General features: G+C 57.1%; 25 protein-coding genes, 1 tRNA gene and 1 pseudogene. 24 read left to right on the top strand and 3 right to left on the bottom strand.

What is annotated here, in order from left to right; all coding sequences use genetic code 11:
• Positions 1–37 precede the first annotated feature (37 nt).
• From JOE33_RS03405 to JOE33_RS03380, 6 genes are all read left to right on the top strand, one after another.
• On the top strand, positions 38–1,591 hold the full coding sequence (locus JOE33_RS03405) for a sugar ABC transporter ATP-binding protein (protein ID WP_096131388.1): 1,554 nt from the start codon (positions 38–40) through the stop codon (positions 1,589–1,591).
• Positions 1,588–2,580, top strand: a complete 993-nt coding sequence (locus tag JOE33_RS03400) for an ABC transporter permease (protein WP_010433294.1) — start codon at positions 1,588–1,590, stop codon at positions 2,578–2,580. Before JOE33_RS03405 ends, JOE33_RS03400 begins: the two co-directional genes overlap by 4 nt.
• Position 2,581: 1 nt before the next feature.
• Positions 2,582–3,598 (top strand): substrate-binding domain-containing protein, encoded by a 1,017-nt coding sequence (locus tag JOE33_RS03395; RefSeq protein WP_010433291.1) that lies wholly within the window; start codon positions 2,582–2,584, stop codon positions 3,596–3,598.
• Between the two features lie 30 nt (positions 3,599–3,628).
• Positions 3,629–4,549, top strand: coding sequence for a ribokinase (rbsK, locus tag JOE33_RS03390; RefSeq protein ID WP_122528933.1), 921 nt, complete (start codon positions 3,629–3,631; stop codon positions 4,547–4,549).
• Complete coding sequence (gene rbsD / locus JOE33_RS03385; protein WP_024639017.1) at positions 4,546–4,950, top strand: D-ribose pyranase; 405 nt, start codon at positions 4,546–4,548, stop codon at positions 4,948–4,950. Before rbsK ends, rbsD begins: the two co-directional genes overlap by 4 nt.
• 182 nt (positions 4,951–5,132) lie before the next feature.
• Positions 5,133–6,158 carry a nucleoside hydrolase gene (locus JOE33_RS03380; protein ID WP_010433473.1) on the top strand — a complete coding sequence of 342 codons (1,026 nt, stop codon included), beginning with the start codon at positions 5,133–5,135 and terminating at the stop codon, positions 6,156–6,158.
• A 22-nt stretch (positions 6,159–6,180) separates the two neighbouring features.
• Here JOE33_RS03380 and JOE33_RS03375 read toward each other — a convergent pair whose 3' ends face one another.
• Positions 6,181–6,375, bottom strand: coding sequence for a hypothetical protein (locus JOE33_RS03375; protein ID WP_003315568.1), 195 nt, complete (start codon positions 6,373–6,375; stop codon positions 6,181–6,183).
• Between the two features lie 309 nt (positions 6,376–6,684).
• Between JOE33_RS03375 and JOE33_RS03370 the strand changes: the two genes are divergently transcribed.
• The gene (locus tag JOE33_RS03370; protein ID WP_032614614.1) at positions 6,685–7,026 is read left to right on the top strand and encodes an I78 family peptidase inhibitor; all 342 of its coding nucleotides are present in this window, start codon (positions 6,685–6,687) and stop codon (positions 7,024–7,026) included.
• A gap of 66 nt (positions 7,027–7,092) precedes the next feature.
• Here the strand turns inward: JOE33_RS03370 and JOE33_RS03365 are convergent, their stop codons facing one another.
• Both JOE33_RS03365 and JOE33_RS03360 read right to left on the bottom strand, forming a co-directional pair.
• On the bottom strand, positions 7,093–7,305 hold the full coding sequence (locus tag JOE33_RS03365; RefSeq protein WP_003315566.1) for a cold-shock protein: 213 nt from the start codon (positions 7,303–7,305) through the stop codon (positions 7,093–7,095).
• A gap of 295 nt (positions 7,306–7,600) precedes the next feature.
• A complete protein-coding gene (locus JOE33_RS03360; protein WP_096124784.1) occupies positions 7,601–7,906 on the bottom strand; it encodes a hypothetical protein in 306 nt (101 codons plus the stop codon).
• 349 nt (positions 7,907–8,255) lie between these two features.
• On the opposite strand from JOE33_RS03360, the gene thrS reads away from it, so the two are divergent.
• The 17 genes and pseudogenes from thrS to JOE33_RS03275 all read left to right on the top strand — a co-directional run bounded on the left by thrS (position 8,256) and on the right by JOE33_RS03275 (position 25,046).
• Positions 8,256–10,178 (top strand): threonine--tRNA ligase, encoded by a 1,923-nt coding sequence (gene thrS, locus JOE33_RS03355; protein ID WP_187625813.1) that lies wholly within the window; start codon positions 8,256–8,258, stop codon positions 10,176–10,178.
• Positions 10,178–10,729: a translation initiation factor IF-3 gene (infC, locus tag JOE33_RS03350; RefSeq protein ID WP_170846037.1), complete on the top strand. Its 552-nt coding sequence runs from the start codon at positions 10,178–10,180 to the stop codon at positions 10,727–10,729. Before thrS ends, infC begins: the two co-directional genes overlap by 1 nt.
• A gap of 60 nt (positions 10,730–10,789) precedes the next feature.
• Positions 10,790–10,984 (top strand): 50S ribosomal protein L35, encoded by a 195-nt coding sequence (rpmI, locus tag JOE33_RS03345; RefSeq protein ID WP_002553160.1) that lies wholly within the window; start codon positions 10,790–10,792, stop codon positions 10,982–10,984.
• 29 nt (positions 10,985–11,013) lie between these two features.
• Positions 11,014–11,370, top strand: coding sequence for a 50S ribosomal protein L20 (gene rplT / locus JOE33_RS03340; protein WP_002553161.1), 357 nt, complete (start codon positions 11,014–11,016; stop codon positions 11,368–11,370).
• A 104-nt stretch (positions 11,371–11,474) separates the two neighbouring features.
• Positions 11,475–12,491 carry a phenylalanine--tRNA ligase subunit alpha gene (pheS, locus tag JOE33_RS03335; protein WP_003367019.1) on the top strand — a complete coding sequence of 339 codons (1,017 nt, stop codon included), beginning with the start codon at positions 11,475–11,477 and terminating at the stop codon, positions 12,489–12,491.
• Between the two features lie 27 nt (positions 12,492–12,518).
• Positions 12,519–14,897 (top strand): phenylalanine--tRNA ligase subunit beta, encoded by a 2,379-nt coding sequence (pheT, locus tag JOE33_RS03330; protein ID WP_187625812.1) that lies wholly within the window; start codon positions 12,519–12,521, stop codon positions 14,895–14,897.
• 3 nt (positions 14,898–14,900) lie between these two features.
• Positions 14,901–15,203 carry an integration host factor subunit alpha gene (ihfA, locus tag JOE33_RS03325; RefSeq protein WP_002553164.1) on the top strand — a complete coding sequence of 101 codons (303 nt, stop codon included), beginning with the start codon at positions 14,901–14,903 and terminating at the stop codon, positions 15,201–15,203.
• Positions 15,184–15,540, top strand: coding sequence for a MerR family transcriptional regulator (locus tag JOE33_RS03320; protein ID WP_003315559.1), 357 nt, complete (start codon positions 15,184–15,186; stop codon positions 15,538–15,540). The genes ihfA and JOE33_RS03320 overlap by 20 nt, the downstream gene beginning before the upstream one ends.
• An 88-nt stretch (positions 15,541–15,628) precedes the next feature.
• Positions 15,629–15,705, top strand: a tRNA-Pro gene (locus tag JOE33_RS03315).
• Between the two features lie 297 nt (positions 15,706–16,002).
• A pseudogene (locus JOE33_RS03310) lies at positions 16,003–16,497 on the top strand (type VI secretion system tube protein Hcp).
• 96 nt (positions 16,498–16,593) lie between these two features.
• Positions 16,594–17,286: a DUF4225 domain-containing protein gene (locus tag JOE33_RS03305; RefSeq protein ID WP_187625811.1), complete on the top strand. Its 693-nt coding sequence runs from the start codon at positions 16,594–16,596 to the stop codon at positions 17,284–17,286.
• A 697-nt stretch (positions 17,287–17,983) separates the two neighbouring features.
• Complete coding sequence (locus JOE33_RS03300; RefSeq protein WP_054993000.1) at positions 17,984–18,706, top strand: GntR family transcriptional regulator; 723 nt, start codon at positions 17,984–17,986, stop codon at positions 18,704–18,706.
• Positions 18,703–19,491, top strand: a complete 789-nt coding sequence (locus JOE33_RS03295; protein ID WP_010433500.1) for an SDR family oxidoreductase — start codon at positions 18,703–18,705, stop codon at positions 19,489–19,491. Before JOE33_RS03300 ends, JOE33_RS03295 begins: the two co-directional genes overlap by 4 nt.
• Before the next feature lie 90 nt (positions 19,492–19,581).
• Entirely contained in the window at positions 19,582–20,514 is a 933-nt protein-coding gene (locus JOE33_RS03290; RefSeq protein WP_010433502.1) for a 3-keto-5-aminohexanoate cleavage protein, read from the top strand.
• A gap of 47 nt (positions 20,515–20,561) precedes the next feature.
• Positions 20,562–21,440 carry an SMP-30/gluconolactonase/LRE family protein gene (locus tag JOE33_RS03285; RefSeq protein ID WP_187625810.1) on the top strand — a complete coding sequence of 293 codons (879 nt, stop codon included), beginning with the start codon at positions 20,562–20,564 and terminating at the stop codon, positions 21,438–21,440.
• An 83-nt stretch (positions 21,441–21,523) separates the two neighbouring features.
• The gene (locus tag JOE33_RS03280; RefSeq protein ID WP_010433508.1) at positions 21,524–22,846 is read left to right on the top strand and encodes an MFS transporter; all 1,323 of its coding nucleotides are present in this window, start codon (positions 21,524–21,526) and stop codon (positions 22,844–22,846) included.
• Positions 22,847–23,423: 577 nt separating this feature from the next.
• Positions 23,424–25,046: a methyl-accepting chemotaxis protein gene (locus JOE33_RS03275; RefSeq protein WP_032614624.1), complete on the top strand. Its 1,623-nt coding sequence runs from the start codon at positions 23,424–23,426 to the stop codon at positions 25,044–25,046.
• The last annotated feature ends 187 nt before the right edge of the window (positions 25,047–25,233 follow it).

Genomic DNA, 25,233 nt, shown 5'->3' with positions numbered 1-25,233 from the left:
GTGCCCGTCCGCAGAGGACGGGCGCTGGGAGAAATGTATGTCAGCGTCTGCTCAGACAGCTGTTCTTTCGGTCAGTGGCATCGGCAAAACCTACGCACAGCCAGTACTCGGTGACGTCGACCTGACGTTGATGCGTGGTGAAGTGCTGGCCCTGACCGGGGAAAACGGTGCCGGTAAAAGCACCTTGTCAAAAATCATCGGCGGGCTGGTAACGCCTACCACCGGAAATATGGAATTCCAGGGCCAGCCTTATCAGCCTGCAAGTCGTACCCAGGCCGAAAAGCTCGGCATTCGCATGGTTATGCAGGAGCTCAACCTGCTGCCGACCCTGACCGTGGCCGAAAACCTGTTTCTTCATGACCTGCCTCGCAGGGCCGGCTGGATCGACCGCAAGCGCTTGCGCGAAAACGCGATCGAGGCCATGGCTCAAGTGGGGCTGGACGCCATTGATCCTGACACGCTGGTTGGCGAATTGGGGATCGGTCATCAACAGATGGTCGAGATTGCGCGAAACCTGATCGGCGACTGTCACGTGCTGATTCTCGACGAACCCACTGCCATGCTCACTTCGCGCGAAGTGGAAATGCTCTTCGAGCAGATCACCCGGCTGCAGGCGCGCGGCGTCTCGATCATCTACATATCCCATCGGCTTGAAGAGCTTGCCAGGGTGTCTCAGCGCATCGCCGTACTGCGCGATGGCAAGCTGGTGTGTGTCGAGCCGATTTCCCGATACAACAGTGAGCAACTGGTGACCTTGATGGTCGGCCGTGAGCTTGGCGAGCACATCGACATGGGCGCCCGGCAGATTGGCGAGGTGGCGCTGTCAGTCAAGGGCCTCAGTCGTGCCGGCAAGGTTCAGGATGTGTCGTTCGACGTGCGTCGAGGTGAAATCTTCGGTATTTCCGGGCTGATCGGTGCCGGACGTACCGAGTTGTTGCGGCTGATCTATGGCGCAGATGTTGCCGACAGCGGTGACATCGAAGTCGGCAGGCCGCTGCAGAAGGTCAGCATTCGCTCGCCATCCGACGCGGTGGAGCAGGGTATCGCTCTGATCACGGAGGATCGAAAGAGCGAGGGCCTGCTGATGTCGCAATCGATCAGCGCCAACATTGCGCTGGGCAACATGCATTCGATCTCCAGCGCAGGCGTGGTCAACAGCGACGACGAGCTGAAACTGGCGCAACGCCAGGTGGCGGCCATGCGCATTCGCAGCTCCAGCCCGGGTCAACTGGTCTCCGAGCTGTCGGGGGGCAATCAGCAGAAGGTGGTAATCGGTCGCTGGCTGGAACGTGACTGCACCGTGATGCTGTTCGACGAGCCGACACGGGGCATCGACATCGGTGCCAAGTTCGATATCTACGCGCTGCTGGCCGAATTGACCCGTCAGGGCAGGGCGCTGGTGGTGGTTTCCAGTGATCTGCGCGAGCTGATGCTGATCTGTGATCGTATCGGCGTGCTGTCTGCCGGTCGCCTGATCGACACGTTCGAGCGCGACAGCTGGACCCAGGACCAATTGCTGGCCGCGGCCTTCGCCGGTTATCAGAAACGTGACGCGCTGCTCAATGATGCGGCGCCCAGGAACGACTCATGAAAAATACTCCTTCTCCGACGTTGACCGTACCGGTCCGTCGCGGCGGCACTTACTTTGGTCTCGGTACCTACATCGGGCTGGCCGGTGCGTTGCTGGTGATGATCGTGCTGTTCTCGCTGCTCAGCGATCACTTCCTGTCCTACCAGACCTTCAGCATGCTCGCCAACCAGATCCCGGACCTTATGGTGCTGTCGGTCGGCATGACGCTGATCCTCATCATCGGTGGCATTGACCTCTCGGTAGGCTCGGTGCTGGCCCTGGCCGCTTCGGCGGTCAGTGTGGCAACCCTCGGCTGGGGCTGGAGTGTGTTTCCGGCTGCGTTGCTGGGCATCGCCTGTGCGACGCTGGCAGGTACGATCACCGGTTCGATTACGGTTGCCTGGCGCATCCCTTCCTTCATCGTGTCCCTGGGCGTGCTGGAAATGGCCCGTGGCGCGGCTTATCAGATGACCAATTCGCGTACTGCCTACATCGGTGACTCGTTCTCCTGGTTGTCCGATCCGATTGCCTTTGGCATTGCGCCGTCTTTCATCATTGCGCTGCTGATCATCTTCGTTGCTCAGGCGGTACTGACCCGGACCGTTTTCGGTCGCTATCTGATCGGCATCGGCACCAATGAAGAGGCCGTGCGTCTGGCAGGTATCAATCCCAAGCCTTACAAGATTCTGGTGTTCTCGCTGATGGGGCTGCTGGCCGGTGTCGCGGCACTGTTCCAGATATCCAGGCTGGAAGCGGCCGATCCGAATGCCGGTGCCGGGCTTGAGCTGCAGGTCATTGCAGCAGTGGTGATTGGTGGTACCAGCCTGATGGGCGGACGTGGTTCGATCATCAGCACCTTTTTCGGTGTGCTGATCATTTCCGTGCTGGCCGCAGGCCTGGCGCAGATCGGTGCGACCGAGCCGACCAAGCGGATCATCACCGGTGCGGTGATCGTGATCGCGGTGGTACTCGACACCTATCGCAGCCATCGGGCTCGGCGCCAGGGCTGATATGGCAACCATCAAGGATGTCGCGGCCCTGGCGGGGATCTCGTACACCACGGTTTCCCACGTGTTGAACAAGACCCGGCCAGTGAGCGAGCCGGTCAGGCTCAAGGTCGAAGCGGCCATTGCACAGCTCGATTATGTGCCCAGTGCAGTGGCGCGCTCGCTGAAGGCCAAGACCACCTCGACCATCGGTCTGTTGATTCCCAACGGCATGAACCCGTATTTCGCCGAGTTGGCGCGGGGCATCGAGGATTACTGCGAGCGCAATGGCTTTTGCGTGATCCTCTGCAACTCCGATGACAATCCGGAGAAGCAGCGCGGCTATCTGCGCGTGTTGCTGGAAAAACGCGTAGACGGCCTGATTGTCTCTTCGGTGGGTGGCGATGCCGGTGTTGCAGGCGGTCTTGCCGAGGTACGTACGCCGCTGGTGATCGTTGACCGGGAACTGGACGGCATCGATGCCGACATGGTCCGTATCGACCATGAGCAGGGCGCTTATCTGGCGACTCGGCATTTGCTGGATCTAGGGCATCGCTCCATTGCCTGCATTGGCGGGCCATTCCACAGCACAGTGGCCGAGATGCGCCTGGCGGGTTACCGGCGTGCCCTGCAGCAGGCGTCTGTTCAGGTCCGGGCCGAATGGGCGCTGCACAGTGAGTTCACCAGCTCTGCCGGTCATGAGGCAGCCTGTCAGCTTCTGGCAGCGCACCCGCCGACCGCGATCTTTGCCGGCAACGACGTCATTGCCATCGGTGTGCTGCGCGCCGCCGCCGAGCGCTTGATTCGCGTGCCTCAGGACCTGTCGGTGATCGGATTCGATGATATCCAGATGAGTCGCTATGTCTATCCGGCGCTGACCACCGTGGGGCAGTCGATCATGCAATTGGGCGAAACCGCTGCAGAAATGCTGCTGAGCAGAATCGCCACACCTCATGCGGTTCCTGTCGAAAAAAGGCTCGTGACGCCCTGCGTCGTGGTGCGCGAGTCCACGGCAGTGCCAAACACTTTGTCTAACGAATGATGCGCACGTACAGCAACGGATTAATGAGCCATGCAAGCAAAAATAGTGATAGTCGGCAGTCTGAACATGGATCTGGTCATCCGCGCCCAGCGTCTGCCGCGTCCCGGCGAGACCTTGAGCGGGGAAACATTTGACACCGTGCCGGGCGGCAAAGGCGCCAATCAGGCAGTCGCTGCGGCACGGCTGGGCGCCAGCGTGGCGATGATCGGTTGTGTCGGAGCCGATGCCTATGGCGAGCAACTGCGTGCAGCGCTGCTGGCCGAGCATATCGATTGTCAGGCGGTCACCGTCGTTGATGGAGTGTCCACCGGGATCGCCTCGATCGTGGTCGACGCCAACAGCCAGAACGCCATTGTCATTGTGGCAGGTGGCAATGGTCGGCTCAGTCCGGCATTGATCGAGCGCTTCGACACGTTGCTGGCGGATTCGCAAATCGTCATCTGCCAGCTCGAAGTGCCGACCGAGACCGTTTTCCACACCCTGGCGCGCGCGCGTGCGCTGGGCAAGACCGTCATTCTCAATCCTGCCCCGGCCAGCGAGCCTCTTCCGGCAAACTGGTATGCCCTGATCGACTACCTGATTCCGAACGAAAGCGAAGCACAGACCCTGACCGGTGTGAACGTCGACTCACCGGCAGCCGCTGAAAACGCTGCATCGGCCATGCTGGCGGCCGGCGCGCGCAACGTGATCATTACTCTCGGCGAGCGCGGAACCCTGTTTGCCAATGCGTCTGGCGTCGAGCATATTCCAGCGCGTCGAGTGCAGGCCGTGGACACCACCGCTGCAGGTGATACCTTTGTCGGCGGTTTTGCGGCGGCGCTGTCCGCAGGCCAGGACGAATTGCAGGCAATTCGTTTCGGTCAGGCAGCGGCGGCCATCTCCGTTACCCGAGCGGGTGCCCAGCCGTCCATCCCGACGTTCGAGGAAGTACAGGAATTCAATTCGCTATGAAAAAGACCCCGTTACTCAATATCGCCCTGTCCCGCGTGATCGCATCGCTGGGCCACGGCGACATCCTGATGATCGTCGACGCCGGGATGCCAGTACCGGCAGGCGTCGAACTGATCGACCTCGCGTTGACCCGTGGTGTGCCGGATTTCATCAGTGTGCTGGATGTCGTGCTGAGTGAAATGCAGGTTGAAAGCCATGTGTTGGCCAACGAGATGGCCGAGGTCAAGCCGCCTGCGTTGCAGGTGATCGAAAGCCTGAATCTCGACGACCAATTGGGGCAGCAGCGCTGGATAAGCCATGAAGACCTCAAGGTCTTGAGTCGCAAGGCCAAGGCAATCATTCGTACCGGAGAATGTCAGCCGTACAGTAATGTGGCGCTGGTGTCCGGAGTCGTCTTCTAGGCTATGTGCAAAAAGTGGCTGCGCTCGGTGATGCTGCGTTAAAAACAGGCTCGGATGCGAGTCCAATCGGAATGCTCATTTACAACACGTAGACTCCGCTTCCTCGCCTGTTTTTGCCTTGCCTGACCTTCGCTCGCCGACTTTTCGCAAAAAGCCTAGTTATTCAAGAAAGGGAGTTTCATATGACATTGATACAGTTTTCCAGACAGTTCATTCGTGGAGCGTTGCTCTTGTCCATTCTCGGTACTGCTGCTGTGCAGGCGGCTGAAAAGCGCGATCTGATCATCGATACCGATCCAGGTGCGGACGATGTCGTCGCGCTGTTGCTGGCGCTGGCGTCACCTCAAGAGCTGAATGTGATGGCTATCACCACGGTGGCCGGCAATGTGCGGCTCGACAAGACGTCGCGCAACGCCAGGCTGGCGCGGGAATGGGCCGGGCGCGAAGAGGTGCCTGTATATGCCGGTGCGCCCAAGCCGTTGGTACGTACACCGATCTATGCCGAGAACGTTCATGGTCAGGAAGGCCTGCCGGGTGTGCCCGTGCACGAGCCCGCCAAAGGGCTGGCCGAAGGCAATGCCGTCGATTACCTGATTCGCACCCTGAGCAAGGCCAAGCCGCACAGCATCACCATCGCCATGCTCGGCCCGCAGACCAACCTGGCACTGGCGCTGGTGCAGGCTCCGGAAATCACTCAGGGCATCAAGGAAGTGGTGGTTATGGGGGGCGCGCATTTCAACGGCGGTAATATCACCCCGGTTGCCGAATTCAATCTGTTCGCCGACCCGCACGCCGCGCAGATCGTTCTGGCCAGTGGCGTGAAGCTGACGTATGTGCCGCTGGATGTGACCCACAAGATTCTCACCAGCGAACAGCGCCTCAAGCAGATCGCTGCACTGGGCAACAATGCTGGCAAGCTGGTCGACGGCATTCTCAATGAATACGTCAAACTGGACATGGAGCATTACGGTTTGCCCGGCGGACCGGTACACGACGCCAGCGTGATTGCCTGGCTGCTCAAGCCCGAGTTGTTTTCCGGACGGCAGATCAACGTGGCAGTGGACACCCGTGAGGGCATCGGTTTCGGTCAGACAGTGGCCGACTGGTACGGCACGCTCAAGCAGCCGCAGAACGTATTCTGGGTCGAGAACGGCGACGCTCAGGGTTTCTTCGATCTGCTGACCGAGCGACTGGCGCGTCTCAAGTAGTCACGCATTCTGAAGTCGCTTATCAGGCGGGCAGTCCTGCCGCCGCATAGCGGCTCAGCACCTGGCTGATGAAGGAACGGGCACCCTCGGTGCCCAGTTCCTTGATCAGCAGGTCGACTGCGATGATCATCAGCTCTTCCGGATTCCCGGGGCTGTGCGAGCAGTGGCCCTGAGGCCACTTGGCCTTGATGTCGGCGTCTAGGGTTATGGCTGTCATGTCTGTCTGATCTCCAGTGAAGGGCCACGTACACGCTGCTCGCGTCCCGGCGCTTGTGTCTCTGGCAGTAAACCATCCCGCGCGCATTTTGACACTTCTACTTACACATGATCCTGATAGCCCGGTTCAATGAGCGCTGGCGATAAATGTTTTGTGACGATTTCCCCACGCGCCCTGTGCCAGGCCAAGGCAGACTTCCGTTCCAGGCAGATCAACAGGTTACACACGGCGTGTCGGTCGGATCGTGCAACCAACGCGCCTTAGCGCGGTCGGACAGGTCTGGAAATGTTCATTGGCAGAGGAGGGTGTATGCCCCGGAAATTCGCAACATTGGGTTTTATGGTCGTGGCTTCATTGGTGGCAGGCTGCAGCAGTACCGCATCTGATAGCAATGCCAGCGCCGAAGCGCCCGTCAAAGCCGACGCGCCAGCCAGCAACGCGATACCAGGCCGCTGTGATGCGGGGCTCGCCCAGTTCGCCATTGGCAAGCAGGCGTCCATAGACCTCCTTTCTCAAGTCCGCGCCCGTTCCGGTTCGCAGGACGCGCGCATTCTCGGTCCTGACGACATGGTCACGCTGGAGTACCGATCCGAGCGGGTAAACGTCAATACTGACGCTTCGGGGAAGGTGACCCGTATCAATTGCGGTTGAGCCGGTACTTTCTTTTGCGCATAAAAAAACCCCGTCAGTGACGGGGTTTTTTTTGTGTCAGGCGAATCAGGCCACCTGAACTTCTTCTGCTTGCATGCCTTTCTGGCCTTTAGCAGCAACAAAAGTAACGGTCTGGCCTTCTTTCAGGCTTTTGAAACCGTCGCTCTGGATTGCTTTGAAGTGTACGAACAGGTCGTCACCGCCACCTTGTGGAGTGATAAAGCCGAAGCCTTTTTCATCGTTGAACCATTTTACGGTGCCGGTTTGGCGATTAGACATGGTGTATCTCCAGAAACATAATTTTCAGTAACGTGCTGCTCAGGCCAACTGGGCACACCGGGCTATCATAGTCGAAATGGGCAAAAAAACAGCTATTAAGGTGGGCGCTTTGCGTAAAGGTCCCGTATATGCGGTTCACCATACTCTGCAAACCGCCTTCCGGGGTGCCAAACCCTGTACTGCATGTGCTGTATCAATAGCGCTTAAAGCCATGATTTCACTGGCTTTCAGAAGAGCCGGGGCCAACTGCTACCATTGCTCGGCGCGCGCGTTTTACCCCGGCTGAAAAAAATGATTATTTTGTCGCTGTGCAGTTTTCTGCGACCAGTTTTTGCAGTTTTGCCGTCAATGCGGCAGGTGGCGCTGTCTTGGTGTCCTTGAGCGAGGCTATTTCCTTGTCGGTGAAATGACTGTTCACCTGTTTTGCACCGCATTCGCAGTGACTCGTTGCGGTCTTGTCATCCAGCCCCTGTTTCTTGGCCGCAGCAACGCATTCCTGGGTGAAGGTGTTGTGTGTCGCTCCGTCCATCGCGGCGTGAGCGCCCAGAGGGATAAGGGCGGCGCTGCACACGAGGAGGCTGGTCAGGCGTGAAAACTTCATGGTGTTCTCCTTATTGCTGGAAAAAACGTGTGGGGTCTCGAGGGTTTCTGACGCCCGTGAAGCGTGCCAGTTCAGGCAGCATGCTAATTCCACTTCATTTACGTGGATGTGCATCCCGGCCGGTCTGGCTGTGTTAGGATGCGCGTCCTGTTATTTTCAAGCGCCCCATGGCCAATGGCTCTCGGTGCAGCGCAGGCAGGTTTTTTCGTACATTCCAGTCATCTGGTCCGGTTCAAGGTTGGCCCCAAGGCTCCTGCCACTGTGAGGCAGGTATACCACCGGATCACGTACTGGCTCATCCCAACCCACGTGACCTTTGGTAGGGGTCACCACTAGGAGAGGAGGCGCCATGCCAACTATTACTCTTCCCGACGGCAGTCAACGTTCATTCGATCATGCGGTTTCCGTAGCCGATGTCGCGCTTTCAATCGGTACCGGTCTGGCCAAGGCCACCGTCGCCGGCAAGGTCGACGGCAAGCTTGTCGACGCCTGCGACCTGATCGAAAACGATGCCAGCCTGCAGATCATCACCCCCAAGGATCAGGAAGGACTGGAAATCATCCGTCACTCCTGCGCGCACCTGGTAGGGCACGCGGTCAAGCAGTTGTATCCGACTGCAAAAATGGTCATCGGCCCGGTGATCGACGACGGCTTCTATTACGATATCGCCTACGAGCGCCCGTTCACGCCTGACGATATGGCGGCGATCGAGCAGCGCATGCAGCAGTTGATCGAAAAAGATTACGACGTCATCAAGGAAGTCACCCCGCGCGCTGAAGTGATCGAGGTGTTCACCGCCCGTCACGAAGATTACAAGCTGCGTCTGGTCGAAGACATGCCGAATGAGCAGGCCATGGGCCTGTATTACCACGAAGAATACGTCGACATGTGCCGCGGTCCGCACGTGCCGAACACGCGCTTCCTCAAATCATTCAAGCTGACCAAGCTGTCTGGCGCCTACTGGCGTGGCGATGCCAAAAACGAGCAACTGCAGCGCGTCTACGGCACCGCCTGGGCTGACAAGAAGCAGCTGGCAGCCTACATTCAGCGCATCGAAGAAGCCGAAAAACGCGACCATCGCAAGATCGGCAAGCGTCTTGGCCTGTTCCATACTCAGGAAGAAGCGCCTGGCATGGTCTTTTGGCACCCGCAGGGCTGGACCCTGTACCAGGTGCTCGAGCAGTACATGCGCAAAGTGCAGCGTGAAAACGGCTACCTCGAGATCAAGACTCCGCAAGTAGTCGATCGCTCGCTCTGGGAAAAATCCGGGCACTGGGCCAACTACGCCGACAACATGTTCACCACCGAGTCCGAAAGTCGCGACTACGCGATCAAGCCGATGAACTGCCCTTGCCACGTGCAGGTGTTCAATCAGGGCCTGAAGAGCTACCGCGAGCTGCCGATGCGTCTGGCCGAGTTCGGTGCCTGTCACCGTAACGAGCCGTCGGGCGCCTTGCACGGCATCATGCGCGTACGTGGCTTCACTCAGGACGATGCGCACATCTTCTGTACCGAAGACCAGATGCAGGCCGAGTCCGCCGCGTTTATCAAGCTGACGCTGGATGTCTACGCCGATTTCGGCTTCAAGGATATCGAACTCAAATTGTCCACTCGCCCTGAAAAGCGTGTAGGCTCCGACGAGCTTTGGGATCGTGCCGAATCGGCGCTGGCTTCTGCACTCGATAGCGCAGGTCTGCCTTATGATCTGCAGCCGGGTGAAGGCGCGTTCTACGGCCCGAAAATCGAGTTCTCCCTCAAGGATTGTCTCGGTCGCGTATGGCAGTGTGGCACCTTGCAGCTGGACTTCAATCTGCCGATCCGCCTGAGTGCCGAATACGTTTCCGAAGACAACAGCCGCAAGAATCCGGTCATGTTGCACCGCGCAATTCTTGGGTCCTTCGAGCGTTTCATCGGAATTCTGATCGAGCATTACGAGGGGGCGTTCCCTGCATGGCTTGCGCCTACTCAGGCAGTGATCATGAATATCACTGACAAACAGGCCGATTTTGCCCTCGAAGTGGAAAAAACTCTGGCCGAAAGCGGGTTTCGTGCCAAGTCCGACTTGAGAAATGAAAAGATCGGCTTTAAAATCCGCGAGCATACTTTGCTCAAGGTTCCTTATCTCCTCGTGATTGGAGATCGGGAGGTTGAAATGCAAACTGTCGCTGTGCGTACACGTGAAGGCGCTGACCTTGGCTCGATGCCGGTCGCCCAATTCGCTGAATTCCTCGCACAAGCGGTTTCCCGGCGTGGTCGCCAAGATACGGAGTAATTATTATTAAGCGTGAAATGAGACAAGATAAACGAGCTGCACCCAAGGCCCCGATCAATGAAAATATCTCGGCCCGCGAGGTTCGTTTAATTGGCGCTGACGGCGAGCAGATTGGCATCGTCTCGATTGATGAAGCGCTTCGTATTGCCGAAGAGGCTAAGCTGGATCTGGTAGAGATTTCTGCCGACGCAGTCCCTCCGGTCTGCCGTGTGATGGATTACGGCAAATCGATCTTCGAGAAGAAGAAGCAGGTTGCTGCAGCGAAGAAAAACCAGAAGCAGATCCAGGTTAAAGAAATCAAGTTTCGTCCAGGGACGGAGGAAGGGGATTACCAGGTAAAACTACGCAACCTGGTACGTTTCCTGAGTGACGGGGACAGGGCCAAGGTATCGTTGAGATTCCGCGGTCGTGAGATGGCCCACCAGGAGCTGGGTATGGAGCTGTTGAAGCGGGTTGAAGGTGACCTGCTCGAATACGGTTCCGTCGAACAGCATCCTAAGATGGAAGGACGCCAGCTGATCATGGTCATCGCCCCGAAAAAGAAGAAATAACCACCAGGGCACGGCAGGCCTTGCGGTTATATTTATCAACTGAATGCGGAGTATCCGAACATGCCAAAGATGAAGACTAAAAGTGGTGCAGCTAAGCGGTTTTTGAAAACCGCCAACGGCATCAAGCACAAGCACGCTTTCAAGAGCCACATCCTGACCAAAATGTCGACAAAGCGTAAGCGTCAATTGCGCGGTAGCAGCTTGCTGCATCCGTCTGACGTGGCAAAAGTCGAGCGCATGCTGCGCCTTCGTTAATTTTGATCAAGATATAGAGGAAGTAACTCATGGCTCGTGTAAAGCGTGGCGTCATTGCCCGTAAGCGTCACAAAAAAATTCTGAAACTTGCAAAAGGCTACTACGGCGCGCGTTCACGCGTATTCCGTGTTGCCAAGCAAGCGGTAATCAAGGCAGGCCAATACGCCTACCGCGACCGTCGTCAGAAAAAACGTCAGTTCCGCGCTCTGTGGATCGCTCGTATCAACGCTGGTGCTCGTGTTAACGGTCTGTCCTACAGCCGTTTCATTGCCGGCCTGAAAAAAGCGTCCATCGAGATCGACCGTAAGGTTCTGGCTGATCTGGCAGTGAACGAAAAAGCGGCGTTTGCTGCGATTGTCGAGAAAGCTAAAGCCACCTTGGCCTAAGTCCCCGACAATCACTTGCCCCGGTTCTCCGGGGTCGGTGTTAAACGTCATAAATAGGGGAAGAGCCTTCAGCTCTTCCCCTATTTTGTATCTGGAGTCTGTACATGGAAAACCTGGACGCGCTGGTCTCTCAAGCTCTTGAGGCTGTGCAAAGCGCCGAAGATATCAATGCCCTGGAGCAAATCCGGGTTCACTACCTCGGCAAGAAAGGCGAGTTGACTCAGGTGATGAAGACCCTGGGGAACCTGCCAGCTGAAGAGCGTCCGCAAGTCGGTGCGCTGATCAACGTTGCCAAGGAACGTGTCACAGAGGTTCTCAATGCACGCAAGGCATCGTTTGAGCAGGCGGAACTGACTGCCAGGCTCGCAGCTGAATGCATCGATGTGACCCTGCCGGGCCGCGGTCAGACCTCAGGTGGTCTGCACCCGATTACCCGTACTCTGGAACGTATCGAACAATTCTTCACGCACATCGGCTACGGCATCGCCGAAGGCCCTGAAGTCGAAGACGATTACCACAACTTCGAGGCGCTCAACATCCCAGGCCACCACCCGGCCCGGTCGATGCACGACACCTTCTATTTCAATGCGAACATGCTGCTGCGCACCCATACCTCGCCGGTACAGGTACGCACCATGGAATCGCAGCAGCCGCCGATCCGCATCGTCTGTCCAGGCCGTGTGTACCGTAGCGACTCGGATATCACCCACTCGCCGATGTTCCACCAGATCGAAGGTCTGCTGGTCGATCGCGATATCAATTTTGCCGATCTGAAAGGCACCATCGAAGAATTCCTGCGTGTGTTCTTCGAAAAAGAGCTGGCCGTGCGCTTCCGTCCTTCGTATTTCCCGTTCACCGAGCCCTCGGCGGAAGTGGATATGGAATGCGTGATGTGCAGTGGCAAGGGCTGCCGCGTCTGCAAGCAGACCGGCTGGCTTGAAGTCATGGGTTGCGGCATGGTCCACCCGAACGTGCTGCGCATGTCCGGCATCGACCCTGAAGAGTTTCAGGGCTTTGCGTTTGGCATGGGCGTAGAGCGTCTGGCCATGCTGCGTTACGGCGTCAATGATTTGCGCCTGTTCTTCGACAACGATTTGCGGTTCCTCGCGCAATTTCGCTAAGTCGTACGAACCTTTCAGGAGAGCAGGATGAAATTCAGTGAACAATGGGTGCGCGGCTGGGTAAGCCCGCAGGTTTCCCGCGACGAGCTGGTTGCTCGTCTGTCGATGGCCGGTCTTGAGGTTGACAGCGTGACGCTGGCCGCCGGCGTTTTCAGCGGCGTGGTGGTGGGCGAGGTGCTGAGCACCGAGCAACACCCCGATGCCGACAAGCTGCGCGTGTGTCAGGTCAGCAATGGCAGTGAAACCTTTCAGGTCGTCTGTGGCGCGCCAAATGTGCGTCCGGGTCTGAAAATTCCATTCGCCATGATCGGCGCCGAGCTTCCGGGCGACTTCAAGATAAAGAAAGCCAAGCTGCGCGGCGTCGAGTCCAACGGCATGTTGTGTTCCGCTGCCGAGTTGCAGGCCGGCGAGGGCAATGATGGCCTGATGGAACTGGCTGCTGATGCGCCGGTTGGTCAGGACATTCGTGTCTATCTGAGCCTGGACGATGCCAGCATCGAGGTCGACCTGACCCCGAACCGTGGCGACTGCCTGTCGGTGGCTGGTCTGGCGCGTGAAGTCGGCGCGTTGTACGCCGCTGAGGTCACCCGTCCGCAGGTCGTTGCTGTCAGCGCTGTGCATGACGAAGTGCGCCCGGTCGAAGTATTGGCTCCGGCTGCATGCCCACGTTACCTGGGCCGCGTGATTCGCAACGTCGACCTGTCGCGTCCGACCCCGCTGTGGATGGTCGAGCGTCTGCGTCGTTCCGATGTGCGCAGCATCGATGCCGCTGTCGACATTACCAACTACGTGATGCTGGAGCTGGGTCAGCCTCTGCATGCGTTCGATCTGGCCGAAATCAACGGCGGGATTCGCGTGCGCATGGCCGAGGAGGGCGAGAAGCTCGTTCTGCTCGACGGCCAGGAAGTCAGCCTGCGTGCCGACACCCTGGTCATTGCCGATCATCAGCGCGCGCTGGCAATCGCCGGGGTCATGGGTGGCGAGCACAGCGGTGTGACTGCCGGTACTCGCGATATTTTCCTGGAAAGCGCGTTCTTCGACACCATTTCGGTGGCTGGCAAGGCGCGTTCCTATGGTTTGCATACCGACGCTTCGCACCGCTACGAGCGTGGTGTGGACTGGCAACTGGCCCGTGAAGCCATGGAGCGAGCCACTGGCCTGCTGCTGGAAATCACTGGTGGCGAAGCCGGCCCCGTGATCGAAGTGGTCAGCGAGCAGCATTTGCCGTCGATCGCCCCGGTTACGCTGCGCGCCAGCCGCGTCGAGCAGATGCTCGGTCTGGTGATCGAAAACGCCGAAATCGAACGCCTGCTGACAGGTCTCGGTCTGGCTGTGACTGCCGAAGCCGATGGGCAATGGCGTGTCGAAGTGCCAAGTCATCGTTTCGATATCAGCCTTGAAGTCGACCTGATCGAAGAGCTGGCGCGTCTGTACGGCTACAACCGTCTGCCGGTCCGCTACCCGCAAGCCCGTCTGGCTCCACAGGCCAAGGCCGAAGCCAAGGGCGATCTGCCTGAGCTGCGCCGCCTGCTGGTTGCCCGCGGTTATCAGGAAGCGATCACTTACAGCTTTATCGATCCGAAGTGGTTTGAACTGTTCACTCCGGGCGCCAAGCCGTTGCTGCTGGCCAACCCGATATCCAATGACATGGCGGCCATGCGTGCCTCGTTGTGGCCAGGTCTGGTCAAGGCGCTGCAGCACAACCTCAACCGCCAGCAGGATCGCGTACGCATGTTCGAAAGCGGCCTGCGCTTCGTCGGTCAGCTCGACGGCTTGAAGCAAGAGCCGATGCTCGCTGGCGTGGTCTGCGGCAGCCGCCTGCCGGAAGGTTGGGCGCAAGGTCGCGACGTAGTCGATTTCTTCGACGTCAAGGCTGACGTTGAAGCGGTTCTGGGCTTTGCCGGTGCGCTGGGCGAGTTTACCTTCACGCCGGGTCAGCATCCTGCCTTGCACCCAGGCCAGACGGCTCGCATCGAGCGTGATGGCCGTGAAGTCGGTTTCCTGGGCGCCATTCACCCGGAACTGTCGAAAACCCTCGGCCTGGATCGTCCAGTGTTTGTTTTCGAGCTGGTTCTGGCCGAAGTGTCGACCGGCCGTCTGCCGAAATTCCACGAGTTGTCGCGCTTCCCTGAAGTGCGTCGCGACCTGGCACTGCTGGCCGATCGGGATGTTTCGGCCAGTGCGGTTCTGGACGTTATTCGTGAAAATGCAGGCGAGTGGCTCACAGACCTCAGGTTATTTGATGTTTACCAGGGTAAAGGCATTGATCCGCATAGAAAAAGCCTTGCAGTCGGCTTGACCTGGCAGCATCCATCACGCACTCTTAATGACGATGAGGTAAACGCAACGACACTTGCTATCCTCACCTCGCTTGAGGAGAGGTTAAACGCCACGTTAAGGAAGTAGCGTATGGGGGCTCTGACGAAAGCTGAGATGGCCGAACGTCTGTACGAAGAGCTGGGCCTGAATAAACGGGAAGCCAAGGAACTGGTCGAACTGTTTTTTGAAGAAATCAGGCACGCTCTGGAAGATAACGAGCAGGTGAAGTTGTCAGGTTTCGGCAACTTCGACCTTCGAGACAAGCGCCAGCGGCCTGGGAGAAATCCCAAGACCGGTGAAGAGATTCCGATTACGGCGCGCCGTGTGGTCACCTTTCGTCCAGGGCAGAAGCTGAAGGCCCGAGTTGAGGCATATGCTGGAACCAAGTCATAACGACGAGCTGCCGCCGATCCCCGGCAAACGCTACTTCACCATCGGTGAGGTGAGCGAGCTCTGCGCGGTAAAACCGCACGTTCTGCGTTATTGGGAGCAGGAGTTTCCTCAACTCAACCCCGTCAAGAGACGCGGAAACCGTCGGTATTATCAGCGCCAGGACGTGCTGATGATCCGCCAGATCCGCGGCCTGCTATACGATCAGGGCTTCACCATCGGTGGCGCCCGACTTCGTCTTACCAGCGGTGAACCGAAGGATGACACCCAGCAGTACAAGCAGATGATTCGCGAGATGATTGCGGAGCTGGAAGACGTTCTCGTCATGCTCAAGGCGTAATTGAGCAGTCAGGATACTTCCAAAATTCAAATGCTTAGGGTATATTCCTCAACGTTTTCGCACTTTGCAAAACAGATACACGCCTAGTCGGGGCGTAGCGCAGTCCGGTAGCGCACTAGCATGGGGTGCTAGGGGTCGAGTGTTCGAATCACTCCGTCCCGACCATATAATTCAATGACTTAGCCCAATCTGAGAAGGTTGGGCTTTTTCATGCGCGTGAGTTTTGATTGATTCGCTGTCTCTCGATGGTTGTCACCCTTTGCAAATTGTCACAACCACTCCGTGTGATCATTTTCTGACACCATGTTTGCAGCCTAGGTCAGGTGATCCGAGCATTGGTCCTGCGGAGGGACGGATAGGACAAGGAAGGTGATTGCAGGATTCTGCAGTGGTACTGATTCCACAGAGGTACTAACATGTGACTGATTTTTGCATTTTTGTTTTTGAAGAACAGGGAGTTCTATGTCTTTTGATGCGTTTATGAAGGTTGATGGTGTTGAGGGCGAGTCTCTTGACGATGGGCACAAAGGTTGGGTCGAATTGCTTTCCTACCACTACAACGCCATGCAGTCCATCAGTCAGACTGCCAGCTCGAGTGGGGGAGCTACTGCTGGAGGGGTTTCCCTTGGCGATTTCCAGATCAGCAAATATGTAGATAGAGCCACCCCTAAGCTATTTGAGCTTTGCTGTAGGGGGTCGCATATCAAAAATGTGACTATTCGAATCCATCGTGCAGGAACTGAAAAATTCAAGTATATGGACATCGTACTTTAAGAAGTTCTGATCTCATTAGTCAGCGGTCAAGGTGCCGACCAGTCAGGTTTCCCCGTAGAAGTAGTAAACCTGAATTACGGCCGCATTAAATTTGAATACTCACAACAACGTCGCGCTGATGGTGGTAGTGCCGGCATCGTTTCTGGGGGCTGGGACAGGACTGCGAATAAGCCATTTGCGTAAATGAATGGATTGAGTGCCAACAGATAAAATGGAAAATTTAATCTCATGGGGGGATGTATGACTAACCGCACATACGTTGCCCAGAGGGAATGAAGAATGAAACCAACAGACGAGAACGGCACAAACTATTTGCTGGTCAGTACTGCCGCCGAGAAGCTAGGAGAGCAAGCCTGTACATTAGGTATTAAGCATATTAATAATGGCACACTGCGATTGCAATTCAACCGTGAAGTCGCCTGTTACGCCAGAAGTATTGTTAATGATGTTTCTGAAGGTAAGAAAAGTCCTGAGCAGGGCCTGAAAGAAATAAAGGATGAACAAGATAGCTTGTTTGCCCAGTCATGGGAGGTTGCCAAAAAAGGCGTTGGAGCAGTCGCCGGAGCAATGCAAGTCGTAGCGGGTGCGGGCATTTGCTATGGCTCTGTCGGTACGTTGTGCCTCGTTGCAGGTGTGCCAATTATGGCTCATGGTGCAAATAACGTTTATGAAAACGGGCGCAACCTTTGGGAGGGGCGTATTGATACAGAAGGCCCAGTAAGAAAGGGATACCAGGCAGCAGCGAAAGCAGTTGGTTACGGGGCACGAGAAGGTAATATGGCCTACGGGTCAGCTGACCTTGCGATGTCTGTATACGGTGTCACGAAGCTGGTTTTAAAACCAGATTCTTGGCGGCTATTTAGATATATTAGAACTGACTATGTTCGTGCATATAGAAACACGTCAGTACCTGTGTTAGTTATAGATAGAGCCGCCGACGCCATCACAGTAGACGGGATACAGAAACAGTGAGCCGACAAAAAGCTGGACGATTTTTTTCAAACGCAAGAGTCTATTTATTTGCGATTGCGTGCGCTGCTTTTCATTCGGTATGGATATTGCTTCTTCTTGATTATTTTTTTGATCTCAATGTTTTCGTGGCCAGGTTTGTAGGTGCGCTAATTTTTATTATAATTTCTTTTTTTTGCATAAAATTATTCCATCAAAAAATAAACAGGCTTTGATTTGCATGGTCGGCAATATACAGATTTTCTGAATTAATCAGAGGCTCAATGATGAGTTGATCAGTATACCGATTACGTACGCCTGTCCATGTCCAATACTGTCGATTTCAGGGCTGATCGAGAGGTGACCTTGCCCCCGAGAAACGTATCCTTTAACCCGGCGTCGGGGTTGAGTATCTAGGGTTGTTGCCTTTGCTAGTTCTGCTCGTCTGGTATTGGCTGAAACCTCCTTGCTTGCACATATAAAGACCTGGCGCTTTTTAGAAGAGGCGCAGTCCCGTGCCAGCGTCCTCATCCAGCCACTCGGAATAGCCAATAGCTGTTACCTAAAATCGTGGCGACCTTCCCCCACACGAACGCTTTGCCCCTAGGCCCGCGACACGAGCTCCCACCAAAGCACCCACTGTCTCCAAAAAAATAATTTGACATATGTTATTTGTGATCACATATTCGTGCCATAAGAAAGCCAATATGAGTCACTCCCCATGACAGATCGTCCCATCCTCCTGCCCGCCATGCGGCAGGTTTCTCGCGATACCCTCCAGGATCAGGTGTACCGGCAGATTCGTGAAGCACTGATGAGCGGGCGCTTTCAGCCGGGTCAGAAGCTGACGATCCGTGGTCTGGCCGAGGCGCTGGGTTCCAGTCCGATGCCGGTGCGCGAAGCACTGAATCGTCTCAGTGCAGAGAACGCCTTCGAAGTCACCGAAACCGCCCGGCTGCGTGTGCCCATGATGACCCCGGAGCGGCTGCGCGAGATTCGCGATGCGCGTGTGGCGCTGGAAGGTCTGTTGGCCGAGAAAGCCGTGATTCTGATCAACGACGCCGATCTTGCCGACATCAGCCAGCTCTGTGGGCAGATGCAGAAGGCTGCTGACAGCGTTGATGTCGCGCTCTATCTGTGGACCAACTTTGCCTTTCACCGGCGCATTTATGCGGTAGCCAAGGCTGAGCTCATCGTGGCAGCAGTGGAGAATTTCTGGCTGCACATCGGTCCGTGTTTCGCGTTGGTTGCGCCTGACCGGGCGCATCTTCAGCGTTCGATGGAGGCGCACAACCGTATCGTCGAGGCGTTGGCGGCGCGTGATGGGGCGGCGGCTCGTGCAGCTGTCACCGACGACATCATGCAGGCTGCCGACTCTCTGACACGCCTGATCGCAAAGAGCGACCGCTCCAGGTCGCGTGTCTCGGGAGTGAAAAAAGTATGAGTGTTCTCAATCGGCTGGTTCCCTATGCAGGTCTGCGTGTCCTTATTTCCGGCGGTGCAGCCGGGATCGGTGAGGTGTTGGCGGCGGCTTACCTGGAAGCGGGGGCAAAGGTACATGTGTGCGATGTCAGCGAGGCGGCCATTGCGGCATTCCTCGATCGCCATCCAGGCAGTGTCGCCACCCACGCAGACGTTGCTGATCCGGCGCAGATCGAAGTGGTATTCAAGGTGCAGCGCGAGCAATTCGGTGGTCTTGATGTGCTGATCAACAACGCCGGGATTGCCGGTCCGACGGCAGGCATCGATGCCATTAGCGAAGAAGAGTGGCAGCGGACCATCGACATTAATCTCACTGGGCAATACCGTTTCGCTCATCACGCGGTGCCGTTGCTCAAGGCCTCACCCAATGCTCACCTGATCCATATCGCTTCGGTCGCCGGTCGCTTGGGCTATGCCTGGCGCACCCCGTATGCCGCGACCAAGTGGGCGATTGTCGGGCTGATGAAGTCGCTGGCGTCCGAGCTGGGGGAAAGTGATATCCGCGTCAACGCCTTGCTGCCCGGTATCGTCGAAGGTCCGCGCATGGACGGAGTGATTCGGGCGCGAGCGCAACAGATGAATGTGCCGGAGGAGGAGATGCGCGAGGAGTACCTGAAAAAGATTTCGCTCAAGCGCATGGTCACCGCTGAGGACGTTGCCGCAATGGCGCTGTTTTTATGCTCGCCCGCCGCCCGCAATGTCACGGGTCAGGCCATCAGTGTGGATGGCAACGTCGAGTACCTCTGAGGATTCGGCCCGATAGCAACCATGACCGGACACCGTCCGAGTCATGTTCCACATCAGACTTCTCGCCAACAACAAGAATGGAGAATGCTCATGCCCAAAAAACGTCCGGTCATCATCACCTGCGCCGTCACGGGGGCGATCCACACGCCGTCGATGTCGCCTCATTTGCCGATCACGCCGCAGGAAATCGCCGATGCAGCCATCGGTGCCGCCGAGGCCGGGGCCTCGATCGTTCATTTGCACGCCCGCGACCCACGTGACGGGCGGCCCAGTCAGGATGTCGATCTGTTTCGGCAGTTCCTGCCGCAGATCAAGGCAAAGAGCGACGTGGTGATCAATATCACTACTGGCGGCGCGCCGACCATGGGCGTGGAAGAGCGCCTGCAACCGGTGGCGCAGCTCAAGCCGGAACTCGCTTCGTTGAACATGGGCTCAATGAACTTCGGGCTGTACGAAATGCTGGATCGCTACAGCGAATTCAAGCACGACTGGGAGCGGCCCTATCTGGCCGAGAGCGACGACCGGATTTTCCGTAACACCTTCCGCGACATCGCGCACATCCTCAATACATGCGCCGAGAACCGCACACGCTTTGAAATTGAATGCTACGACATCGGTCATCTGTACACCGCAGCGCACTTTCTGCAGCGCGGGTTGCTTAAGGCACCGATTTTCATCCAGTCGGTATTCGGTTTGCGCGGCGGTATCGGCGGGCATCCTGAAGACCTGGCGCACATGCGCCGTACGGCTGACCGCCTGTTTGGCGATGCCTATCAGTGGTCGATCCTGGGGGCCGGTCGCAATCAGATTCCGCTGGGCACCATGGGCCTGTCGATGGGCAGTCATGTGCGTGTCGGCCTGGAGGATTCGCTGTGGGACGGGCCGGGCAAGCTGGCGGCGTCCAATGCCGATCAGGTCAAGCGTATCCGCACGGTGATCGAAGCGCTGGGCGGGCAGGTGGCGACGCCGGATGAAGCCCGTGAAATGCTCGACCTGAAGGGGCAGGACAAGGTTAATTTCTAGTCGCCGCAAAATGCGTCATCTCAATAACAACAAGACAGAGGTGAAAAATGCGTATCGAAATCGTTGTCGACGTGAAGACCACGCTAGGCGAAGGTCCGGTCTGGGATGTCGAGCAACAGCGCCTGTACTGGATCGACAGCTTCGACGGCCGTGTCCTGCGTTGCACGGACGACGGGCGCGAACTGCGCGCCTGGGATGTCGGCCAGAAAATCGGTTCCATGGCCTTGCGCAAGCATGGCGACGCGGCGCTTGTCGCGTTGCAGACCGGCATCTACAACCTTGACCTGCCGAGCGGCGATCTCGAGCTGATCGTCGACCCTGAACCCGGCTTGCCGAACAATCGGCTCAATGATGGCAAGGTCGATCGGCAGGGACGGTTCATCGTGGGCTCGATGGACACGCAGGAGGATCAGGCCAGCGCAAAGCTGTATCGCCTCGACCCGGACCTGAGCCTGCACACCCTGGATGAGGGCATCATCGTGTCCAACGGCCCTTGCTGGAGTCCGGGCGGGGAAACTTTTTATTTCGCCGACACCTGGTCAGGAGAGATCTGGACCTACGATTACGACAACGCCAGCGGCGCAGTCGCCAACAGACGCACCTTTACCAAGGTCGACACCTCGGCAGGGGGCGCGGCGGATGGCTGCACCGTGGATGCCGAAGGCTGTCTGTGGCAAGCGCTGGTGTATGCCGGAAAGCTGGTGCGTTACACCCCTGACGGGCGGGTGGATCGCATCATCGACATGCCGGTGAAGAAAGTGACCAGTCTGACCTTCGGCGGCCCGAATCTGGACACACTGTTTGTCACCTCCATGGCCAAGCCGCCGTTGCCGCGTTTCCCGGAAGATGGCCAGCAGCGCGGTGCCCTGTTCGCCATCACCGGGCTGGGTGTGAAAGGCATTGCCGAGCGGCGCTTTGCCAGTTAACCCACCAACAGACCGAACCTGAACGTTAAGGACGACTGAACCCTTTCTCGCTGGGGCGTGCGCGACACGCCTGGAGATTTCCCATGCCAAATAACAAGAATGCATCGCTGGGCAAGATTCATCGTTTTTCGTGGGTGTCGTTGCTGGTCTGCTGGATGATCTGGATTTTGAACGCCTACGATCGCGAGATCGTCTTGCGCCTGGGGCCGACGATTTCCAAGCATTTCGACCTGTCTGCGGATCAGTGGGGGACGGTGGCAACGGTGGTCATGCTGGCACTGGCCGTTCTCGATATTCCCGGCTCTATCTGGAGTGATCGCTACGGCGGTGGGTGGAAGAGGGCGCGCTTTCAGGTGCCGCTGGTACTGGGTTACACCGCGCTGTCGTTTCTGTCGGGCTTCAAGGCATTGAGTGGCAGCCTGGCCAGTTTCATCGCCTTGCGCGTCGGGGTGAATCTGGGCGCTGGCTGGGGCGAGCCTGTCGGTGTCAGCAATACTGCCGAGTGGTGGCCAGTAGAACGTCGCGGTTTTGCTCTGGGCGCGCACCATACCGGTTACCCCATCGGCGCGATGCTCAGCGGCATTGTCGCCAGTTTCGTGATCAGCACTTACGGAGAGGAAAACTGGCGTTATGTATTCTTCTTCGCCTTCGTCGTAGCGCTGCCGCTGATGATTTTCTGGGCACGCTACTCGACGGCCGAGCGCATCACTCAACTGTACGTGGACATCGCTGCCAAAGGCATGACCCCGCCGGACAGCACGCCGTCGACCAACGTAAAAGGCCAGGTCTGGAAGTCGGTGAAGGCAACCCTGAGCAACCGCAACATCGCCCTGACTGCCGGTAACACCATGCTCACCCAAGTGGTGTACATGGGCGTCAACATTGTCCTGCCAGCCTATCTGTACAACATCCTCAACCTGTCGCTGGCCGAGTCGGCGGGAATGAGCGTGGTGTTCACCCTGACCGGCATCCTCGGGCAATTGATCTGGCCATCGCTGTCGGACATCATCGGTCGGCGCATCACATTGATCATCTGCGGCATATGGATGGCGGTCAGCGTCGGGGCCTTTTACTTCGCCAACACCATCCTGATCGTCATCGCCGTGCAGTTGCTGTTCGGCCTGGTCGCCAATGCTGTCTGGCCCATCTACTACGCGGTCGCTTCCGACTCGGCGCAACCTTCGGCGACATCCACAGCCAACGGGATCATCACCACAGCGATGTTCATCGGCGGCGGTATCGCCCCGGTGCTGATGGGAACGCTGATTTCCATGGGCGGTGGCTGGACCAGCCTCAGCGGCTATACCGTGTGCTTTTTCGTAATGGCCGGTTGCGCATTGGGCGGGGCGTTCCTGCAGCTGTTTTCTCACCGTCCAGAGTTGCTGACGGTGCAGCGGAGCGTGTGAGGACGGGCAGTGATGTCACTTGGTTTTGATCTGAAATAGCCGTAAGCCGCTCTGTAGGGATGCTCGGTATCTGGACTAATGCGTCAGCCTGCGGGGACCGGAAAGACAGCGTAAGCGCTCAAAATCTGTCCCCGTATCAACCGGAAAACTTCACTTTAAAAGGGGTCGCAAGCGCTTTTCGGGCCGGTAAACCGATTCAATAGCGAAGATAAAGTATGACTTTTCCCTCCATTACTTGCTATTCAGCGACATCTGAGCTGTCGCAATCAGAACATACCTTGACTAACACAGGCAAAAAATCGACGTCAGAAATCTTCGGGCGTCAAGTTTTTCGAGTTGTATAGAGTATTGAATGCCAAGTGTAATAAAAATTTTTTATCCTTAAATATCATTGCCTTAGCTTGGTTTAGAGCCTTTATTCAGGTTTTGTAAGCTTATAGCTTCTAAAGTTACTGAGCTGGCGGGCGACATGAGTACTATCTCAATGACATCAATCATAAAAGTTGGTTCAGCCCATTTTTACGAGTGATAGCGCCCACCATGCAAGCCACGGAATGGCTAGTTCAGGACCGACATCATGTTCAGCAAACTCAGCATCTCGCAAAAGCTTTACTTCAGCTTTGCCGCGATCATCGTGCTTATCGTCGTCCTTGTCGCGAGTGCTTACAGAGGTTTCGAGCAGGTCGAAGAGGCTACAAACAGCAATGTTCATACGTACCAGGTGCTGAGCGAAGCGCAACTTGCCCTTGAACAGCTGATCAATATCGAGACCGGGATGCGAGGCTTTGTCATCGCTTCGAAGGATGCGTTCCTGGAGCCATTGGTGGCGGGGGAGAGGCGTTTCAACGAAGAACTCGATTCGCTCAAGCGCCTGACAGCTGACAATGCGGAGCAGCAGCGCCGCCTGGCCGCTCTGGGTGATACCCAGAAGCGCTGGCTCGATGAAGATATCAATCCGATCATCGCCCTGCGCCGCGATCTGACTGCACGCAATATGCCTGATGATGAGCTGGATGCACGCATCACCTCGGGGGCCGACAAAGCCAAGATGGACAGCATGCGTGCTCTGCTCGCTGAAATCAGCGGTACTGAGCAAAAGTTGCTGGTTCAGCGCAGTCAGGAAATGTCCGATGCCAAGCGGTTTGCGATCATGATTCTGATGTGCGGCGGCCTGGCCGCGGCTGTTCTTGCGATGATCCTTGCCGCTGTATTGGGGCGCAGCACCACGGCGCGCTTGCAACTGGCCATTGATGCCGCAACGGCAATTGCCAATGGCAAGCTGGACACTGTGATCGACACCAGCAGTCACGATGAACTGCCGAAAGCCTTTGATCGTATGCAGAATCGCCTGCGCGAGATGATTCAACAGATCAGCCAGGCCGCCAATCAACTGGTCGTCGCCGTGCAACAGATTTCCGGTGCTTCCGAACAGCTGTCCGGTGCTATCCAGGAACAGTCGACGTCCGCCTCGGCGATGGCGGCTACTATCGAAGAACTGACCGTCAGCATCCATCACGTTTCCGAAAACGCCGATGAGGCGCATGAACTCGCCAGCCGCTCAGGGCAGCAGTCGAAGGACGGTGCGCAGGTCATCGAAAATACCCTGTCCAGCATGAATGGCATCGCCCGGACAGTGCAGCTGTCTTCTACTCAGGTCGCAGGACTGGGTCAGCACTCCGAGCACATTTCGTCGATCGTCAGCGTGATTCAGGGCATTGCCGATCAGACCAACCTGCTGGCCCTCAACGCTGCCATCGAGGCGGCGCGTGCCGGTGAACAGGGACGTGGCTTCGCAGTGGTTGCCGACGAAGTACGCCTGCTGGCGCAGAACACCGGCAAGTCCACCAAGGAAATCGCCGGGATGATCGATAAAATTCAGGCGGGCGTACGGGAAACCGTCGAGAGCATGCGCAGCGGCGTTCAGGAAGTGAACGAAGGCGTGGAAATGGCGGGCACTGCCGGTCAAGCGATCATTGAGATTCGCGACAGTTCGGGCAAGGTTCTGCAGGTGGTCGACCAGATATCTTTCGCGCTGCGTGAGCAAACCGCCGCCAGCCAGGATGTTGCACGTAACGTCGAGCGCTCTGCGCAAATGGCTGAACAGAACAACATGTCGGTTCAGGAACTGCTCAAGACCAGCGGCGGCCTGAAGATCCTCGCCACCAGCCTGCAGACGGAAGTGGGCAAGTTTCGGCTATAAGGTCTGAAGAAAGCTCGTCAACCCGCTCACGCTGCTGAAAACCCCGGTATTGGTCTATGGCTAATCCCGGGGTTTTTTCTGGCATATTTAAAAAACGCACCTAACCTTTGGTGCCTTGATGACATACCCGTGGAGGTCGTCAGAACCGGTCAAAAGGGGTGCCAAGCGTGATGCCCTGCGGGCTTTC

Origin of the sequence: Pseudomonas sp. PvP027 (assembly GCF_017833005.1) — a bacterium.
Taxonomy (GTDB): domain Bacteria; phylum Pseudomonadota; class Gammaproteobacteria; order Pseudomonadales; family Pseudomonadaceae; genus Aquipseudomonas; species Aquipseudomonas congelans.
This window is presented reverse-complemented; position numbering and strand designations above follow the sequence as displayed.

Excerpts from the sequence above, each read along its gene's own strand:
- JOE33_RS03405 (WP_096131388.1), top strand. The coding sequence starts at position 38 with ATGTCAGCGTCTGCTCAGACAGCTGTTCTTTCGGTCAGTGGCATCGGC.
- JOE33_RS03400 (WP_010433294.1), top strand. The coding sequence starts at position 1,588 with ATGAAAAATACTCCTTCTCCGACGTTGACCGTACCGGTCCGTCGCGGC.
- JOE33_RS03395 (WP_010433291.1), top strand. The coding sequence starts at position 2,582 with ATGGCAACCATCAAGGATGTCGCGGCCCTGGCGGGGATCTCGTACACC.
- rbsK (WP_122528933.1), top strand. The coding sequence starts at position 3,629 with ATGCAAGCAAAAATAGTGATAGTCGGCAGTCTGAACATGGATCTGGTC.
- rbsD (WP_024639017.1), top strand. The coding sequence starts at position 4,546 with ATGAAAAAGACCCCGTTACTCAATATCGCCCTGTCCCGCGTGATCGCA.
- JOE33_RS03380 (WP_010433473.1), top strand. The coding sequence starts at position 5,133 with ATGACATTGATACAGTTTTCCAGACAGTTCATTCGTGGAGCGTTGCTC.
- JOE33_RS03375 (WP_003315568.1), bottom strand. The coding sequence starts at position 6,375 with ATGACAGCCATAACCCTAGACGCCGACATCAAGGCCAAGTGGCCTCAG.
- JOE33_RS03370 (WP_032614614.1), top strand. The coding sequence starts at position 6,685 with ATGCCCCGGAAATTCGCAACATTGGGTTTTATGGTCGTGGCTTCATTG.
- JOE33_RS03365 (WP_003315566.1), bottom strand. The coding sequence starts at position 7,305 with ATGTCTAATCGCCAAACCGGCACCGTAAAATGGTTCAACGATGAAAAA.
- JOE33_RS03360 (WP_096124784.1), bottom strand. The coding sequence starts at position 7,906 with ATGAAGTTTTCACGCCTGACCAGCCTCCTCGTGTGCAGCGCCGCCCTT.
- thrS (WP_187625813.1), top strand. The coding sequence starts at position 8,256 with ATGCCAACTATTACTCTTCCCGACGGCAGTCAACGTTCATTCGATCAT.
- rpmI (WP_002553160.1), top strand. The coding sequence starts at position 10,790 with ATGCCAAAGATGAAGACTAAAAGTGGTGCAGCTAAGCGGTTTTTGAAA.
- rplT (WP_002553161.1), top strand. The coding sequence starts at position 11,014 with ATGGCTCGTGTAAAGCGTGGCGTCATTGCCCGTAAGCGTCACAAAAAA.
- pheS (WP_003367019.1), top strand. The coding sequence starts at position 11,475 with ATGGAAAACCTGGACGCGCTGGTCTCTCAAGCTCTTGAGGCTGTGCAA.
- pheT (WP_187625812.1), top strand. The coding sequence starts at position 12,519 with ATGAAATTCAGTGAACAATGGGTGCGCGGCTGGGTAAGCCCGCAGGTT.
- ihfA (WP_002553164.1), top strand. The coding sequence starts at position 14,901 with ATGGGGGCTCTGACGAAAGCTGAGATGGCCGAACGTCTGTACGAAGAG.
- JOE33_RS03320 (WP_003315559.1), top strand. The coding sequence starts at position 15,184 with ATGCTGGAACCAAGTCATAACGACGAGCTGCCGCCGATCCCCGGCAAA.
- JOE33_RS03305 (WP_187625811.1), top strand. The coding sequence starts at position 16,594 with ATGAAACCAACAGACGAGAACGGCACAAACTATTTGCTGGTCAGTACT.
- JOE33_RS03300 (WP_054993000.1), top strand. The coding sequence starts at position 17,984 with ATGACAGATCGTCCCATCCTCCTGCCCGCCATGCGGCAGGTTTCTCGC.
- JOE33_RS03295 (WP_010433500.1), top strand. The coding sequence starts at position 18,703 with ATGAGTGTTCTCAATCGGCTGGTTCCCTATGCAGGTCTGCGTGTCCTT.
- JOE33_RS03290 (WP_010433502.1), top strand. The coding sequence starts at position 19,582 with ATGCCCAAAAAACGTCCGGTCATCATCACCTGCGCCGTCACGGGGGCG.
- JOE33_RS03285 (WP_187625810.1), top strand. The coding sequence starts at position 20,562 with ATGCGTATCGAAATCGTTGTCGACGTGAAGACCACGCTAGGCGAAGGT.
- JOE33_RS03280 (WP_010433508.1), top strand. The coding sequence starts at position 21,524 with ATGCCAAATAACAAGAATGCATCGCTGGGCAAGATTCATCGTTTTTCG.
- JOE33_RS03275 (WP_032614624.1), top strand. The coding sequence starts at position 23,424 with ATGTTCAGCAAACTCAGCATCTCGCAAAAGCTTTACTTCAGCTTTGCC.